The 13,662-nt window shown below is 38.9% G+C and carries 14 protein-coding genes, 1 rRNA gene and 1 riboswitch; of the genes, 7 read left to right on the forward strand and 8 right to left on the reverse strand.

The window, feature by feature from the left end; genetic code table 11:
* Positions 1 to 103: ribosomal RNA gene (gene rrf, locus FTV03_RS11420) — 5S ribosomal RNA — on the forward strand; the annotation flags it as partial.
* A 251-nt stretch (positions 104 to 354) separates the two neighbouring features.
* Entirely contained in the window at positions 355 to 795 is a 441-nt protein-coding gene (locus tag FTV03_RS11425; protein ID WP_180009496.1) for a hypothetical protein, read from the forward strand.
* An 84-nt stretch (positions 796 to 879) separates the two neighbouring features.
* On the opposite strand, the gene FTV03_RS11430 is transcribed toward FTV03_RS11425, so the two are convergent.
* From FTV03_RS11430 to FTV03_RS11455, 6 genes are all read right to left on the reverse strand, one after another.
* Complete coding sequence (locus tag FTV03_RS11430) at positions 880 to 1,464, reverse strand: lytic transglycosylase domain-containing protein (RefSeq protein WP_180041464.1); 585 nt, start codon at positions 1,462 to 1,464, stop codon at positions 880 to 882.
* 342 nt (positions 1,465 to 1,806) lie between these two features.
* Positions 1,807 to 2,292, reverse strand: a complete 486-nt coding sequence (locus FTV03_RS11435) for a GNAT family N-acetyltransferase (protein ID WP_180041482.1) — start codon at positions 2,290 to 2,292, stop codon at positions 1,807 to 1,809.
* Positions 2,293 to 2,380: 88 nt separating this feature from the next.
* The gene (locus FTV03_RS11440; RefSeq protein WP_180041465.1) at positions 2,381 to 3,580 is read right to left on the reverse strand and encodes an acyl-CoA dehydrogenase family protein; all 1,200 of its coding nucleotides are present in this window, start codon (positions 3,578 to 3,580) and stop codon (positions 2,381 to 2,383) included.
* Positions 3,581 to 3,610: 30 nt separating this feature from the next.
* Positions 3,611 to 4,897: an acyl-CoA dehydrogenase family protein gene (locus tag FTV03_RS11445; protein ID WP_180041483.1), complete on the reverse strand. Its 1,287-nt coding sequence runs from the start codon at positions 4,895 to 4,897 to the stop codon at positions 3,611 to 3,613.
* 241 nt (positions 4,898 to 5,138) lie between these two features.
* Positions 5,139 to 6,512 carry an AarF/ABC1/UbiB kinase family protein gene (locus tag FTV03_RS11450; RefSeq protein WP_180041466.1) on the reverse strand — a complete coding sequence of 458 codons (1,374 nt, stop codon included), beginning with the start codon at positions 6,510 to 6,512 and terminating at the stop codon, positions 5,139 to 5,141.
* Between the two features lie 158 nt (positions 6,513 to 6,670).
* Positions 6,671 to 6,976: a hypothetical protein gene (locus FTV03_RS11455; RefSeq protein WP_078191029.1), complete on the reverse strand. Its 306-nt coding sequence runs from the start codon at positions 6,974 to 6,976 to the stop codon at positions 6,671 to 6,673.
* Positions 6,977 to 7,285: 309 nt separating this feature from the next.
* On the opposite strand from FTV03_RS11455, the gene prmB reads away from it, so the two are divergent.
* From prmB to FTV03_RS11475, 4 genes are all read left to right on the forward strand, one after another.
* The gene (prmB, locus tag FTV03_RS11460) at positions 7,286 to 8,296 is read left to right on the forward strand and encodes a 50S ribosomal protein L3 N(5)-glutamine methyltransferase (RefSeq protein WP_180009498.1); all 1,011 of its coding nucleotides are present in this window, start codon (positions 7,286 to 7,288) and stop codon (positions 8,294 to 8,296) included.
* A gap of 13 nt (positions 8,297 to 8,309) precedes the next feature.
* On the forward strand, positions 8,310 to 9,404 hold the full coding sequence (gene aroC, locus FTV03_RS11465) for a chorismate synthase (protein WP_180041467.1): 1,095 nt from the start codon (positions 8,310 to 8,312) through the stop codon (positions 9,402 to 9,404).
* A 410-nt stretch (positions 9,405 to 9,814) separates the two neighbouring features.
* Positions 9,815 to 10,006 carry a hypothetical protein gene (locus FTV03_RS11470; protein ID WP_180041468.1) on the forward strand — a complete coding sequence of 64 codons (192 nt, stop codon included), beginning with the start codon at positions 9,815 to 9,817 and terminating at the stop codon, positions 10,004 to 10,006.
* Positions 10,007 to 10,117: 111 nt separating this feature from the next.
* Positions 10,118 to 10,330: a hypothetical protein gene (locus FTV03_RS11475; RefSeq protein WP_180041469.1), complete on the forward strand. Its 213-nt coding sequence runs from the start codon at positions 10,118 to 10,120 to the stop codon at positions 10,328 to 10,330.
* Positions 10,331 to 10,638: 308 nt separating this feature from the next.
* On the opposite strand, the gene FTV03_RS11480 is transcribed toward FTV03_RS11475, so the two are convergent.
* Entirely contained in the window at positions 10,639 to 10,962 is a 324-nt protein-coding gene (locus FTV03_RS11480; protein ID WP_257220764.1) for a hypothetical protein, read from the reverse strand.
* A 175-nt stretch (positions 10,963 to 11,137) separates the two neighbouring features.
* The gene (locus FTV03_RS11485) at positions 11,138 to 11,911 is read right to left on the reverse strand and encodes a hypothetical protein (RefSeq protein ID WP_180041470.1); all 774 of its coding nucleotides are present in this window, start codon (positions 11,909 to 11,911) and stop codon (positions 11,138 to 11,140) included.
* Positions 11,912 to 12,141: 230 nt separating this feature from the next.
* A riboswitch (glycine riboswitch) is annotated at positions 12,142 to 12,232 on the forward strand.
* Positions 12,233 to 12,366: 134 nt separating this feature from the next.
* Here FTV03_RS11485 and FTV03_RS11490 point away from each other — a divergent pair.
* On the forward strand, positions 12,367 to 13,608 hold the full coding sequence (locus FTV03_RS11490) for a D-amino acid dehydrogenase (RefSeq protein WP_180041471.1): 1,242 nt from the start codon (positions 12,367 to 12,369) through the stop codon (positions 13,606 to 13,608).
* Positions 13,609 to 13,662: the final 54 nt, after the last annotated feature.

The following is a 13,662-nucleotide window of genomic DNA, read 5'->3' on the forward strand; positions in this document are numbered from 1 at the left end:
AGCAAGAGTGAACCACCTGATCCCTTCCCGAACTCAGAAGTGAAACCTCTTAGCGCTGATGGTAGTGTGGGGTTACCCATGTGAGAGTAAGTCATCGCCAGCTCATTATTCGAAACACCCCCTTCAATGCGAAGGGGGTGTTTTTTTATGTGTGGTGAAAAAAGGGAAAAAAATAATAAGAAAAGCAGAAGAAAAAACAGGGAAATGATAGATATTTAAAAAGAATAAGGCCGATCAACAATAAACTCGTCTAGAACTCTTTTATATCATTTAAAATGTTTTGCTAATGAAAATGTGTAATAAATCAATATAATAAAATCGTTTGTCTCTTTAATAATATATAGGGTATTTAAGATGTTTTTAAAAAAATTATTAGCTACAGTTTTATTTGCATTTGTTTCTTTCAATACTACAGCCGGTGTGTATCAGGGTAAACTAAGTGAATGTTTGGTAAATAAAATTTCAGCAAAAGAGAGTCAGAACTTAACAGCTTGGATTTATTTGGCATTTTCAGCACATCCAGAAATTTCTAAATATAGTAAAGTAACGCCAGTTGAGATACAAAAAATTGATAAAAATATGGCTATTCTATTTCAAGATTTATTTACTAAACGTTGTAATGCTGAAATCAAAGCTGTTACAGAAAATGAAGGAACAAATGCTCTAGGTAAAGCATTTGAACTATTGGGAAATCGTGCAGCTGAAAATCTGATGAAAAATCCAATTGTTGAAAAACGTATTGCATCATTTGCGCAATATTTTGATGAAGATAAAATGCGTCAATCTATGAAATAATTGAAGAGATTAGACCTAACAAAATTTATCCTCTTAAGCTTAGTTAGGTCTATATGGTTAAATAAAAGATTAAATTTTTAGAAATTATAAGGAACTTTTTAAATTATTTTGATGTTGCTTCACTTGTTTTGCATAACGTTTGCCTTGTTTTTTCATTTTTCGATTGGTGTTATAAGCGGTAGGTCCGACATTATAGTAGGCTAAAGCTTTTGGCATGCTGCCAGCGGCATTTTTATATTTAGTTAAAATAAATGACCCACAATTAATATTGGTTAATTCGTCATATAAATCCCCAGGGCATGTTGCTTGCCAATAACGTGGCATCACCTGAGTTAAACCGACTGCACCTGCAGGAGAACTGACATAAGGGCGGAAAGTTGATTCTTGGCGAATAACGGCAGCCAGTAGTAAAGGATCTAAGTTGTATTGATCGGCAGTTTGCACAATGTAGGGTGACACTCGATTTGCAGTTTCAGGATTGACTGAATAGGCCTTTTGGATCCCTGATGAAAGTTTAACTGCACGTTTTTCTACAGAGCCACCACCTAGTGATGAACATCCAGAAATCAGGGTTACAGATATAATAACAGTTGAAAACTTTAAGCTGTGAGCGCTTAGGAGCGACGAAAGACGAGTTGAAAGGCAAGTTTTATTCAGTACATTCTGCATTTATGTTCACTTTAAAATAATCGTGGCTAAGTGTAATTTCTAAAGCGATAGTATGAACTGGAGACTTAGAGGTCAATATTTTCTTAAGATGCTCTGTACAGTGAAATTGTAAGAATTGATGGAAATGTACTCAAATTACATAATTATTTAAGTGAAGAGAGAAAAACAGATAGCATTACTTGTGTCAGTATTTCTCTCTTGACATGGTACTTATTAAGATTGTGGGGATATTCAAATCCCGAGAACTTTAGTTATAAAAAACTAGAATATCCACTCATGAAATATCCCTATTTGAAAAAGCTATAACTTTTTTCAGAGGTATGAATGGAATCTAAGTATAAATTAAAGTGTTTTAAGCATCCAAATTTCGCATGCTTGGCTATGACCTGTATTGCCCTTGGGAGCTTGTAAATGTTGAAATCCTACTTTTTCATAGAGTTTTACCGCTTGTCCAAGTGTATGTGTAGTTTCTAAATAACACGCTTTAAAATTATGATCTTTGGCGAATTGAAAACAAAGTTCTAAAATATCTTTGGCTAAGCCATGACCACGTAATTCAGGCATAAAATACATTTTTTGGATTTCTAAAATGCTTGAATCTCCAGCTAAAGGAGAAAGGCCGCCACCACCTAAAATTGTACCGTGTGGATTTTCAATAACCCAATATTGTGCATTTGCTTGCGCATAAACTTGATATAAATCATCTAAAATTGGATCTGCAACGGCAAATCCTGATTCAGGTGCTAATCCAAATTCTTTGGAAACTGTGCGAATGACATTGGCAATGCTTGCATTATCTTCAATTTGAAGTGGTCGGATTTGAAACATAATCATCGAAAAACAAAAAGATGGATTGTTTATAGACTGATCCTATAAAAAAATCCATCTCTAAGTTTAAAATTACTCAAGCAAAAAATTATTTTAATTCGCTTGAACTTTTACCCAGTTCACGACGTGCAACGATTAATTGTTGAATTTGCTGTGTGCCTTCAAATATATCGAGGATTTTTGAATCACGTGCCCATTTTTCCAATAATTCATCTTCGTTATAACCGACAGCCGCTGCGAGCTCTACACACTTTAACGTGATTTCATTACCTACACGGCCTGCTTTTGCTTTAGCGATGGATGCTTCACGTGAGTTAGGTTTTTTGTTGTCGGCCATCCATGCGGCTTTGAGCATGAGTAGACGTCCTGCTTCCCAGTCTGCTTCCATACGGTAGATTTGTGCAGCAATATTCGAGCTTTGTAAGATCGGTGTTGAATACTGCTCATCTAGTTCATCTTTAAAGATTTCTTTAATTCGCTCTAAAGATGCCTTTGCACAGCCTATAGCCATCGCAGCAACGAGTGGGCGAGTATTATCAAAAGTTTCCATAACCCCAGCAAAACCCTTTGCTACATCAATTTCAGCATTGCCTAATAAGTTTGCAGCAGGGACACGACAATCTACAAAACTAATGGCAGCAGTATCAGAAGCTTTAATACCCAATTTATGTTCTAGGCGTTCTACAGTCATTCCTGGTGTACCTTTTTCAACAACAAAGGATTTAATCGCGGCTCGACCTAATTTTTTATCTAGTGTTGCCCAAACCACCACTGAATCAGCACGTTCGCCCGAGGTGACAAAGATTTTTTCACCATTGAGGATGTATTCATCGCCATCTTTCGTCGCTGTTGTCCGAATTGCTGCTGAATCAGAGCCGCAATTCGGTTCCGTAATAGCCATAGCGGCCCAAGTTCCTTTTAAGCGCTCTAGTTGTTCATCATTGGCTACTGCTGCAATAGCCGAGTTTCCAAGCCCTTGGCGAGGCATGCTGAGCAACAGGCCTGTATCTCCATAGCACATCTCGATGATACTGAGGGCTGTCGACATATTGACACCGTTTTTATTTCCCGTGTCTGTGTCGCCACGTTTATTGACGGCGGCACCTGCATTCATGCCATCACCGCCATCATTCATACCGTCAACGAGGGAAGATAACATATCTAATTCTTTAGGATAGGCATGTTCGGCTTTGTCATATTTACGTGAAATAGGACGTAGAACATTTAAAGCAACTTCATGGGCTTGGTCGATCAGCAATTTAAATTTTTTCGGATTTTGTAAGTTCATGGACATTTCCTTGTTTTTTATTTTGCTGAATTAAGCATGTAAGCCAGATTGAAGAATCGCTGTGGCACGTAAGTCTCGATACCAACGTTCTACAGGATGTTCTTTGGTAAAGCCATGACCACCTAATATTTGCACGCCATCAGTCCCAATTTTCATCGATTTTTCAGCACATAGCACGCGAGCTAAATAGGCTTCACGATGAAAGGGCTTGCCAGCTTCGGCTAGATTTGCTGCGTTTAGGATGAGCATATGCATGGCATCAATTTCGATTGCCATATCTGCAATCATAAATGCCACACTTTGACGGTGCGAAATTGGCTCCCCAAAAGCTGTACGTTCGTTTGCATATTGAATGCAATATTTCTTGACTGCAGTTGCGGTACCAACAGCCATGGCACACCACATTAAATTGCCAAGATCGATAAATGAGGTGTAATTGAAATCTTGATCTCCTAAGCGTTGGGCAGGGGTCTGATCAAATTTTAAAGTTACCGTTTCAGTGGCTTTCAAACCCATAGCAGGTGTTTTTTTTGCGCTAATGCTCTGGTCGCGTTGCACAATAAAAACTTCAGGCTGTCCATTGAGCATGGCACTCACTAACAGCACATCTGCCTGTTCACCTAAAAGGACTAAGGTTTTCTCCCCACTGATTTTATACTGCTGGCCATCAGCAATCGCCTGCGTTTTAAGTTGATAGGGATTAAATGCCGCCGTTGCCTCTTGAACTGCAAAGCTTGCACGGAGGGTTGAATCATCTGCAAATGTCGCTAAATAGGTTGCTTGAACAGATTCTGAACCCCATTGGGTGATGGCATTGATACAGCTAAATGTCGACAGTAAACCTGCTGTTAAACTAAAGTCACCTTCAGCCAATTGTTCCGCAATTAAGATATTGCTAATGATGTTTTTTTCTGCTGCAACGCCACCCAAATCTTCAGGTAAGGCATAATAATTTAGACCTAGATCTTGGATATGTTGCGATAACGCTTCAGGAAATTTTTCCTCTTGATCGGCTTGATGAGCAAGTGGATACAAAACTTCTGTGGCAAACTGCTGCATCGCATCAGCAGTCATTTGCTGTTCTTCAGTCAGGTTTAAATCAAATAATGATTTTTGTTGATTTGGCAAACGTTGCTTATGCACACCTTTGTTGGTCTGAAATGCTTTTTGTGTCTGGCTCAGGGTTTTAAAACCAGCTTTTGAGCTTTGATACAAAGATTTTTCAACAAATTTGCGCAGTTTAAACTGATCGAGTACATCACTTCCGGCAATTTTTGTTAAAAGTGAGAGTCCAAATCCTTGTGCCTTGTTTACCATATTGGTCATTGTTGTTTTCCATTTGCGTTGTTCTTATTTAATGCTGACATGCCAAAGATAGAAAAACCATGTCATAAATGACATGCATGATTGTCAAAGATAAACGGCGAGATTAGGTGGGATTCGATAGCTAAATAATTAATTAAGAATAGAAAAGTAAAAAGGCTTAAAAGTATTGTTATTTTAAAATTGACTTGGCTGACATTTGAGTCAGCCAAGTTTTAAGGTCTGTATTGAATGATTATTGATATTTTTGAATCATACGACGAACATTGGTTTTTGCTTCAATGACGGTCATAAAGGTATATGCACCGATAAATTTACGGCTAATAAACATAAACTCTTTAGGTGGAACTGAGAAATAGCGAGATGCCATCGATTTTGACGCTTGTTGCATCACACGGCTATGTAATTGGCTTTTTTTCCAGTCATAGCGTTGTTGTTCGTCCATAACACCAGCAGGGATGTTTGGGTTATTTTCAGTGCTACTAAATGCCTCTGTCGCTAACAAAAAGACTTTAGCCATATCAGGTTTAATACTTTGTGGAATACCATCAAAGAACTCATAACCTGTCATCGCTTTGACCATTTGCTCAGAGCTGTGATGGTAACCCGCGGTAATCAAATTACGCGCAACGCCTAATAGATGCTCATCAAACTGACGGATCGCACCAAAGTCGAGGAGTACGATTTTATCTGGTACATCCGCACCATTGCCCAAACGCACCAAATAGTTTCCGAAGTTAGGGTCGGTTTGCATTTCACCCCATTCAAAAATTTCGCGTACGGCAATTTCAAGTGATGCTTCACCTAAGGCGTTACGGCGCTCTTGAGGAAGTGACAGCATTACTGGGCTGTTAATCGGTACACCACGTTCAAAAGTCATACACAGTACTTGAGGTGTTGAATAACTTTCAATGATTTGCGGCACGATATAGCGTGGGTCTTCTTTTAAGCGTGCTGCAAAACGGCGAGTGGTATCTGCTTCAATTTTATAATTTACTTCACGATGCATCATTTCACGAACTTCATCAAACCACTGATCAAATTCACGGGTTTGAGGAACCATTCGTGTCAGTTTGAGCATGTTTTTGAATAGATTCATATCCGAATCGATGGCATCTGCCACACCTGGATACTGGATTTTTAATACCAGTTCTAAACCATCAGATTTACGTTTTGCACGATGAACTTGTGCCAAAGATGCTGTACCAAGCGGCTCATGATCAATCACGAGATCATCAAGTTTTGAGCCAAGTTGATTTTGTAATTGGACTTTGATGGCTGGCCATGCCAATGCGACTGTTTGATTGTTAAGGGTATTGAGGGCTTGGGTGATTTCTTCAGGTAGAAAATGTTCACCATACAACGCCATCATTTGCCCAATTTTTACAATTGAACCTTTTAATTTACCAATTTCTGCGACGAGATATTCAGCCTGATCTTTCATGGCTTTTTTACGCTTTTTCTCTTTTTCTTCTTCACTCGAAAAAATAGAAGTGGCGTTTGATGCTGCCCAACGAGTTCCCGCAAGTAGCGATGCCTTTGCGATAGATAAGCGTCGATCCATAGAAGACGTTTTCAAGTGTTTGAGCTTATCGTTCTGATCTGACATGTAAATTAAATCCTTTAATCAGCAATTCGCAGAAAAATACATTGTAGCTAATTTTAACGTTTCTTAACGTATTAAAATAGTTCAACTTACTGAATATGCAGTAAGCATTTGCAAACTTAAGCAAGATGCCACGTAGACAGGCACATTGGAAAAGAAAACTATAAACGATATTTGATTTTTACCGTATCGTTTTGCATCAATGCGGCTTTATGTTCTTCAATATGTTGATGAATAAGATGTTGGACAGATTCGTCTTTAAATCCGGCAGCATAACCTTTGACAATAATAATGCTCGGTAAGCTAAAAAATAGGGTACGTGCGTTTTCTAGACTCGCATCAGGGAAAACTTGATGTTCGATCAGCAGTTGCTGAAAAAATGCCTTTTCAGTTTGCACGTTTAAAGACTGAGTGTCTTCCCAATAGCTTTGACGCATAGCCATGAGGTTATTGTGCTTATAGCTCATTGGAGCTCCGCATTTAAAATTTAACTGTTTGTATGGGGATGATTTTAAGAAAATAAAGCTTAGGATCAAGTACAAATTGCTAAACAATTGAGCTTGAATTGGTTTTTATTCGTAATTTTCATCTAATTAGATTTTATAGAATGCTGAAAGGCATAAAGTACACATTTCATTTCAGCGAATGTATCAGACCTCATATATACGGTTATGAAATGCTTTCAAGCGGTGAATAATGCCGTATTTTTATTATAAATAGCATTAAAACAAGGTATCATAGGGCGTTTAAAAAATTATGAATTGGAGACGCCTTAAGTGGATCGACCGACTATTAGCCCTGAACATTTACAGGAAGCAGCTGAAAACCTATCAACAATTCGTGATTATATCCGCTTTGGGGTAACAGCTTTACGTCAATATGATGCCCACTTAGGACAAGGTACAGAAGACTATTTTGCTGAAAGCTCAGCATTGGTTTTACAAACGTTATCTCTAGATTGGAATGCAGATGCGGAAATCTTAGATGCGAAATTATTGCCAAGTGAAGTTGCAGAATTTTTAGCATTGTTAGAACGTCGTATTAATGAAAAAGTTCCGACGTCTTATTTACTAAACTTGTCATATTTCTTTGGTAAGCCATTTTATGTCGATGAACGTGTACTGATTCCACGTTCTCCAATTGCAGAGTTAATTGAAAACCGTTTTGCGCCATATTGCTTAGGTGAAAATGGCGAAATGGGTGCTGCGGTTAATAATCTACCTGAAAATGCCAGTCCAAAAACTCCTCAGCGCATTTTAGATATGTGTACGGGTTCAGGTTGTATCGCGATTGCTTTAGCTTATGCATTCCCAGATGCTGAAGTTGATGCAACAGATTTATCTAAAGATGCACTTGAAGTGGCGCAAATTAACTGTGAACACCACAATAAACAATATCAAGTGGCTTTACTTGAGTCTGATTTATTCGCCAAAATTCCAGCAGAAAATCAATATGATTTAATCGTGTCGAATCCACCGTATGTGGATGCTGAAGACATGGCAGATTTACCAGAAGAATTCCACCATGAACCTGAAATGGCGCTTGCTGCGGGTCAAGATGGTTTGGATCTTGTACGTAAAATGTTGGCACAAGCTGCAGATTACCTGACTGAAGATGGCTTAATTGTGATCGAAGTGGGTAACTCAGAATGGGCAATGCGCCAAAACTTCAATACCGTTGATTTTTACTGGTTACAATTCCAAAAAGGCGGTACAGGTATCTTTGCATTGACTGCTGCTCAATGCCGCGAATACCGAGATTTATTTATTCAATCTGTTCAAGCATAAGGAGTCGTTTGACATGGCAGGTAATAGTATAGGGCAACTCTTCCGTGTAACGACTTGTGGTGAATCTCATGGCGTTGGTCTGATGGCCATTGTGGATGGGGTTCCACCGGGTATTGAACTGACTGAAGCCGATTTGCAAAAGGATCTGGATCGTCGTAAGCCGGGCACATCTAAGTTTGCAACTCAGCGTAAAGAACCCGATGAAGTTGAAATTATTTCAGGCGTATTTGAAGGCAAAACGACCGGTACATCGATTGGTCTATTGATCCGTAACACAGATCAAAAATCAAAAGATTATGGCAACATCGCGCAAACCTTCCGTCCGGGTCATGCAGACTATACGTATACACATAAGTATGGTTTTCGTGATTACCGTGGTGGTGGCCGTTCGAGTGCTCGTGAAACTGCGATGCGTGTTGCTGCGGGTGCGATTGCTAAAAAATTCTTGTTTGAGAAATTCGGCATCGAAATTCGTGGTCATGTAACCCAAATTGGTACCGAAAAAGCACAGAAATTGGACTGGAATGAAGTTCCAAATAACCCATTTTTCTGTGGTGATGCAGATGCTGTCCCACGTTTTGAAGCTCTTGTAACGTCACTTCGTGAACAAGGAACGAGCTGTGGCGCCAAACTGGAAATTATTGCGACGCAAGTGCCAGTAGGTTGGGGCGAGCCTGTATTTGATCGTTTAGATGCAGATATTGCACATGCCATGATGTCCATCAATGCCGTAAAAGGTGTGGAAATTGGTGATGGCTTTGGTGTTGCCGAGCAGTTTGGTCATGAAACCCGTGATGAGTTAACTACGGATGGTTTCTTGGCAAACCATGCTGGCGGCATTTTGGGCGGTATTTCGAGTGGTCAAGACATTCGTGTTGCGATTGCTTTAAAACCAACAGCATCCATTACTACGCCGGGTAAAACCATTACGATTAATCGTGAAGATACAGATGTGTTGACCAAAGGTCGCCATGATCCTTGTGTCGGTGTTCGTGCGACACCAATTGCAGAGGCGATGTTAGCAATTGTGCTCATGGATCACTTCATGCGTAACCGTGCACAAAATGCGGATGTTGTCGCTCCATTTGCCCCAATTGAACCCAAGTGAGGAAACAAAGCGCTGCTTTGTTCCGAACGCGGTTGGTGAGTAGCGTTAGCGAGTCACATTGGATAAATAACAAAGCGCTGTTTTGTTCCGAACGCGGTTGGTGAGTAGCGTTAGCGAGTCACAGTGGATAAATAACAAAGCGTTGCTTTGTTCCGAACGCGGTTAGTGAATAGCGTTAGCAAGTCACAGTGGATAAATAACAAAGCGTTGCTTTGTTCCGAACGCGGTATGGTGAGTAACGTTAGCGCGTCACAGTGGATAAATAACAAAGCACTGCTTTTTGTTCCGATGCTGTTGGTGAATAGCGTTAGCAAGTCACACTGATGAGCACATTGCTTTAAAAAAACCAGACAATTGTCTGGTTTTTTTATTTCAGTAAAATAGGCCTATGAAAATAAATAGATAAAAATATGAATATACGAAAAGCTTTACTTGACGATATTCAGCAGCTCGAAAGCTTAATGAATACAGCCTATCGAGAGAATCATCCCAAGAGCTGGACCACGGAACATCATATTGTTCGAGGCAATCGAATAAATGTCTCTCAACTCAGTCAACTCTTACAAAAAAAGGATTTTCATCTATATGTGATGGAATCGTAAAATACTCAGATCATGGGGTGTATTGGTATTCAAATGCAGGGAATGAGCTGTGAAATTGGTCATTTTGCAATTCACCCAGATGAGCAAGCTCAGTGATTAGGAAAAAAATTATTGCAATTTGCAGAACAGCAAGCGATGTTGATTGAACCCAATGTTGAAGAATTTGTCATGTATGTGATTGATCAGCGTTTAGAATTAATAAAATATTATCAACGGCGTGGCTATAAGCTAACAAATGAAAATCAAGCCTATCCTCTTCATCTAGAGGTAGGTCAACCGATTTGTGAACTGACAATTAAACAATTAATTAAACGAATAAAATAACGACCATGTGATGCATTTGATCAATTTATAAAGCGAGATGAATAAAAAATCCCAAAAGAAGACATAGACTAACTTCTGGGATTTTTATTTTAGACTATTTGGTCTTAAGAATAAGCACGTAAAAATAGACGATAGACATCTGAAGATTTTTGGTTTTTTTACATATAGTGTGCGATTTCACCTTGGTTGGTATTCATAATCACAGCAATATTTTTTGCGTCCCGAAATTGTTTAAGCACAGCATCTGGGATCATCACGGTATTAGAAGAATCAATCACATTTGAATTATCTAAGCGACGATAATTTGTTTAACCTATTGCAGGATAAGACAATACTTTGCCGTCAATCACAAAAGATATTTCACTCATATCAAGCTGCAGTTGATCATAAGAATGTAGTGAAAGTGCATACTCACCTTTGTTTTTATGCCAATCAATTGCAAGTTCAGGACATTTTTGCCCAGCTTCACATAGTAACTGACCTCGAGTAATGGTTCGTTGGATCACTTTGCTGTTTTCAACGGTATTCACACCTTTTAGCTTCAAGGTTCTTGTTTCAGGTTTATTTTTAGGTACGGTAATACAACCCGTGAATAGTAGGAGTGTAAATCCTAGAACTAAATAATTTTTCATGCGTATTTCCATGTTAGCGTTATTTTTATGAGCAATATTTATTTTGGCGCATATTCACACAGAAAAAACAAAAAAGTAAAATACATCACACTTTTCTAGTTTTGTTCGAGCACTGCTTTGATATAAGTAGTGGATATTCAAATAAATAATATTTTTCAATGATGTTAAGCGAACTTCATAGAAGATTGGATAATTTAAGCAGGATCTGTGATTTTGCGCTATCTATCTGCTCGGGATTGGTTTGTCGAGATAATTGGTCACGTGGTTTTTCACCTAAAAAATATTTGATCCGTTCAGCATTTGCACCTGATGGATGGGGAAGTCCAGCTAGAATCTGTTGATCATTTAAATAGCCTAAGCTGCTTACATAATTTAAAACCTCATCTACACCTTTGCCTAGCGGGATATAAATTGCGTTAGGAAGCTGTTGGACCATAGGAATAAAATAATCATCAATATGTTGTTTTAATAATTCATTTTTTAGCATTGCGGGTGTTGAGCCAGCATAATTTTTTCCATTGACCAAAATGCATTGCTGTAAAACCGAGCACATTTGCACTATATCTTGATGATTGCTAAATAGCTCAGCAGTGGTCTGTATGCCTAATTGATTCTGTAATCCAATATGATCTAGCAGTTGAGTTAAATTTTTACGAATAGGGCCGCTAAAAGCGCCACTATTCTTGGCAAGTTTAAGAATGTTTTCCTCAGATACTTGCTGTTCTAAGCCGACCTTTGCTGCGATTAATGAATTACGCCATTGTTGTCGGCCTGGGCAGATGCCGACGATGACCACTTTTGCATCATGATTTATAGCCTCGAATGGTGCATAAAAACTTTGAACAGGCCCCAGAGTCTTAAGAAGGAGTAAATCACTTTGGGTTAATTCTTCAATAGAATGTGTTTTGATCACAGATGCAAAGCAAGAGAAAAGGGTAGAATCCGACATAAAACTTCAATCTTTCTAGTTATAAATTTCATTTAATATTTTAAACCTTTATTTTAAAGATGAAGTATTTAGGTGTAGAAAAAAATGATTTTAAATTTATAGACTAACAACTTAAATTGATAAAAAAATAATATTTAACAATATTGACCCAAATAGGACTTGAGATTTGGTACAAATATTGCTCATATCTAACTAAGGCAATACCAAGATGAATGCCGAATAAAAACGAATGGATGATTGCAGGAGAGAAGCACAGATCGTGCTCGCCGAAGGAGCAAGTTCCCCCAGGAAACTCTCAGGCAAAAGGACTGTAATCATATAAAAAATCTGGAGAGAAGTAGGCCGGATCTACTCACCGAAGGGGAAGGTTCACATTGCTTCGCAAGGAACCAAAGCTCTCAGGTACCAATGACAGATGGGGCGAACATAGGAAATATAATTTCCAAGGAGCCTATATGTGTCATATTGTTGTGATTGGTGCAGGTATTACTGGGGTAACGACAGCTTACGAACTCGGATTACTCGGTTATCGTGTTACTGTGGTCGATAAACATCTTTATCCTGCGATGGAAACGTCGTTTGCCAATGGTGGTCAATTATCAGCGTGTAATGCTGAAGTCTGGAACCAAAAAGCAACGGTGGTGAAAGGCATCAAATGGATGTCACAAAAAACCGCGCCATTATTATTAAATCCAAGTTTTAATCTACACAAATATTCATGGCTCTTTGAGTTTATGGGACATATTAAAGATTATCGTGAAAATACTCACGAGACTGTACGTCTCGCATTGATGGCACGTCAGCGTTTATTTGAAATAGCTGAGCATGAAAACTTACAGTTTGATTTAGAAAAACGCGGCATTTTACATTTTTTTCATAATCAACATGATTATGAAGTGGCGACTCAAGTTAATAATATGCTCTGTGAGGGTGGTTTAGAGCGTCATCCTGTGACATTAGCTGAAATCCGTGATATTGAGCCTAGTCTGACAGGTGAATACTATGGTGGTTTTTATTGTCCGGGGGATGCCACGGGCGACATCCACAAATTTACGACGCAGCTTGCCAAAGCAACGGAACGCTTTAATGTGAAATATATGTGGGGTTTTGAGGTGACTGACTTTGAGCATCATACAAAAGGTGTCAATGTTCGTTTAAAAGCCAGTGATGAAAATATGGAAAATCCTGATGCAGATACCATTCTTGAGGCAGATGCTGTAGTGGTCTGTGGTGGCGTAGGTAGTTATGAACTTGCACATAAACTCGGTGATCGCGTAAATGTGTATCCAGTCAAAGGATATTCAATCACCATTAATTTAAATGATGAACAAAGTCAGGCCAATGCGCCTTGGGTAAGTCTGTTGGATGAAAGTGCCAAAATTGTGACTTCACGCTTAGGTGCAAATCGACTACGTGTTGCAGGCACGGCAGAGTTTAATGGCTATAACCGAGATATTCGTGCCGATCGCATTCAGCCTTTAATTGATTGGTCAAATCGTAATTTTAATCTATCAACAGAACATGTGGTGCCATGGGCGGGTTTACGACCAATGATGCCCAATATGATGCCAGTGGTACATGCTGGTAAGCGAGATCATATTTTCTATAATACAGGGCATGGTCACCTTGGATGGACTTTATCTGCGGCAACAGCTGCAATGATCAGCCAGCAAGTGCAGCAAACACATCCGATTTAACTGACATATTGTAGACATCAAAAAAGCCTCAATGTTGAGGCTTTTTTGTATTTT

The organism is Acinetobacter sp. YH12218 (assembly GCF_013417925.1).
Lineage (GTDB): Bacteria > Pseudomonadota > Gammaproteobacteria > Pseudomonadales > Moraxellaceae > Acinetobacter > Acinetobacter amyesii.

Coding starts and splice junctions, on each gene's coding strand:
- FTV03_RS11445 (WP_180041483.1), bottom strand. CDS start 4,897: ATGGTAAACAAGGCACAAGGATTTGGACTCTCACTTTTAACAAAAATT.
- FTV03_RS11485 (WP_180041470.1), bottom strand. CDS start 11,911: ATGTCGGATTCTACCCTTTTCTCTTGCTTTGCATCTGTGATCAAAACA.
- FTV03_RS11435 (WP_180041482.1), bottom strand. CDS start 2,292: ATGTTTCAAATCCGACCACTTCAAATTGAAGATAATGCAAGCATTGCC.
- FTV03_RS11440 (WP_180041465.1), bottom strand. CDS start 3,580: ATGAACTTACAAAATCCGAAAAAATTTAAATTGCTGATCGACCAAGCC.
- FTV03_RS11430 (WP_180041464.1), bottom strand. CDS start 1,464: ATGCAGAATGTACTGAATAAAACTTGCCTTTCAACTCGTCTTTCGTCG.
- FTV03_RS11450 (WP_180041466.1), bottom strand. CDS start 6,512: ATGTCAGATCAGAACGATAAGCTCAAACACTTGAAAACGTCTTCTATG.
- FTV03_RS11480 (WP_257220764.1), bottom strand. CDS start 10,962: ATGAAAAATTATTTAGTTCTAGGATTTACACTCCTACTATTCACGGGT.
- FTV03_RS11470 (WP_180041468.1), top strand. CDS start 9,815: ATGAATATACGAAAAGCTTTACTTGACGATATTCAGCAGCTCGAAAGC.
- aroC (WP_180041467.1), top strand. CDS start 8,310: ATGGCAGGTAATAGTATAGGGCAACTCTTCCGTGTAACGACTTGTGGT.
- FTV03_RS11490 (WP_180041471.1), top strand. CDS start 12,367: ATGTGTCATATTGTTGTGATTGGTGCAGGTATTACTGGGGTAACGACA.
- FTV03_RS11455 (WP_078191029.1), bottom strand. CDS start 6,976: ATGAGCTATAAGCACAATAACCTCATGGCTATGCGTCAAAGCTATTGG.
- FTV03_RS11425 (WP_180009496.1), top strand. CDS start 355: ATGTTTTTAAAAAAATTATTAGCTACAGTTTTATTTGCATTTGTTTCT.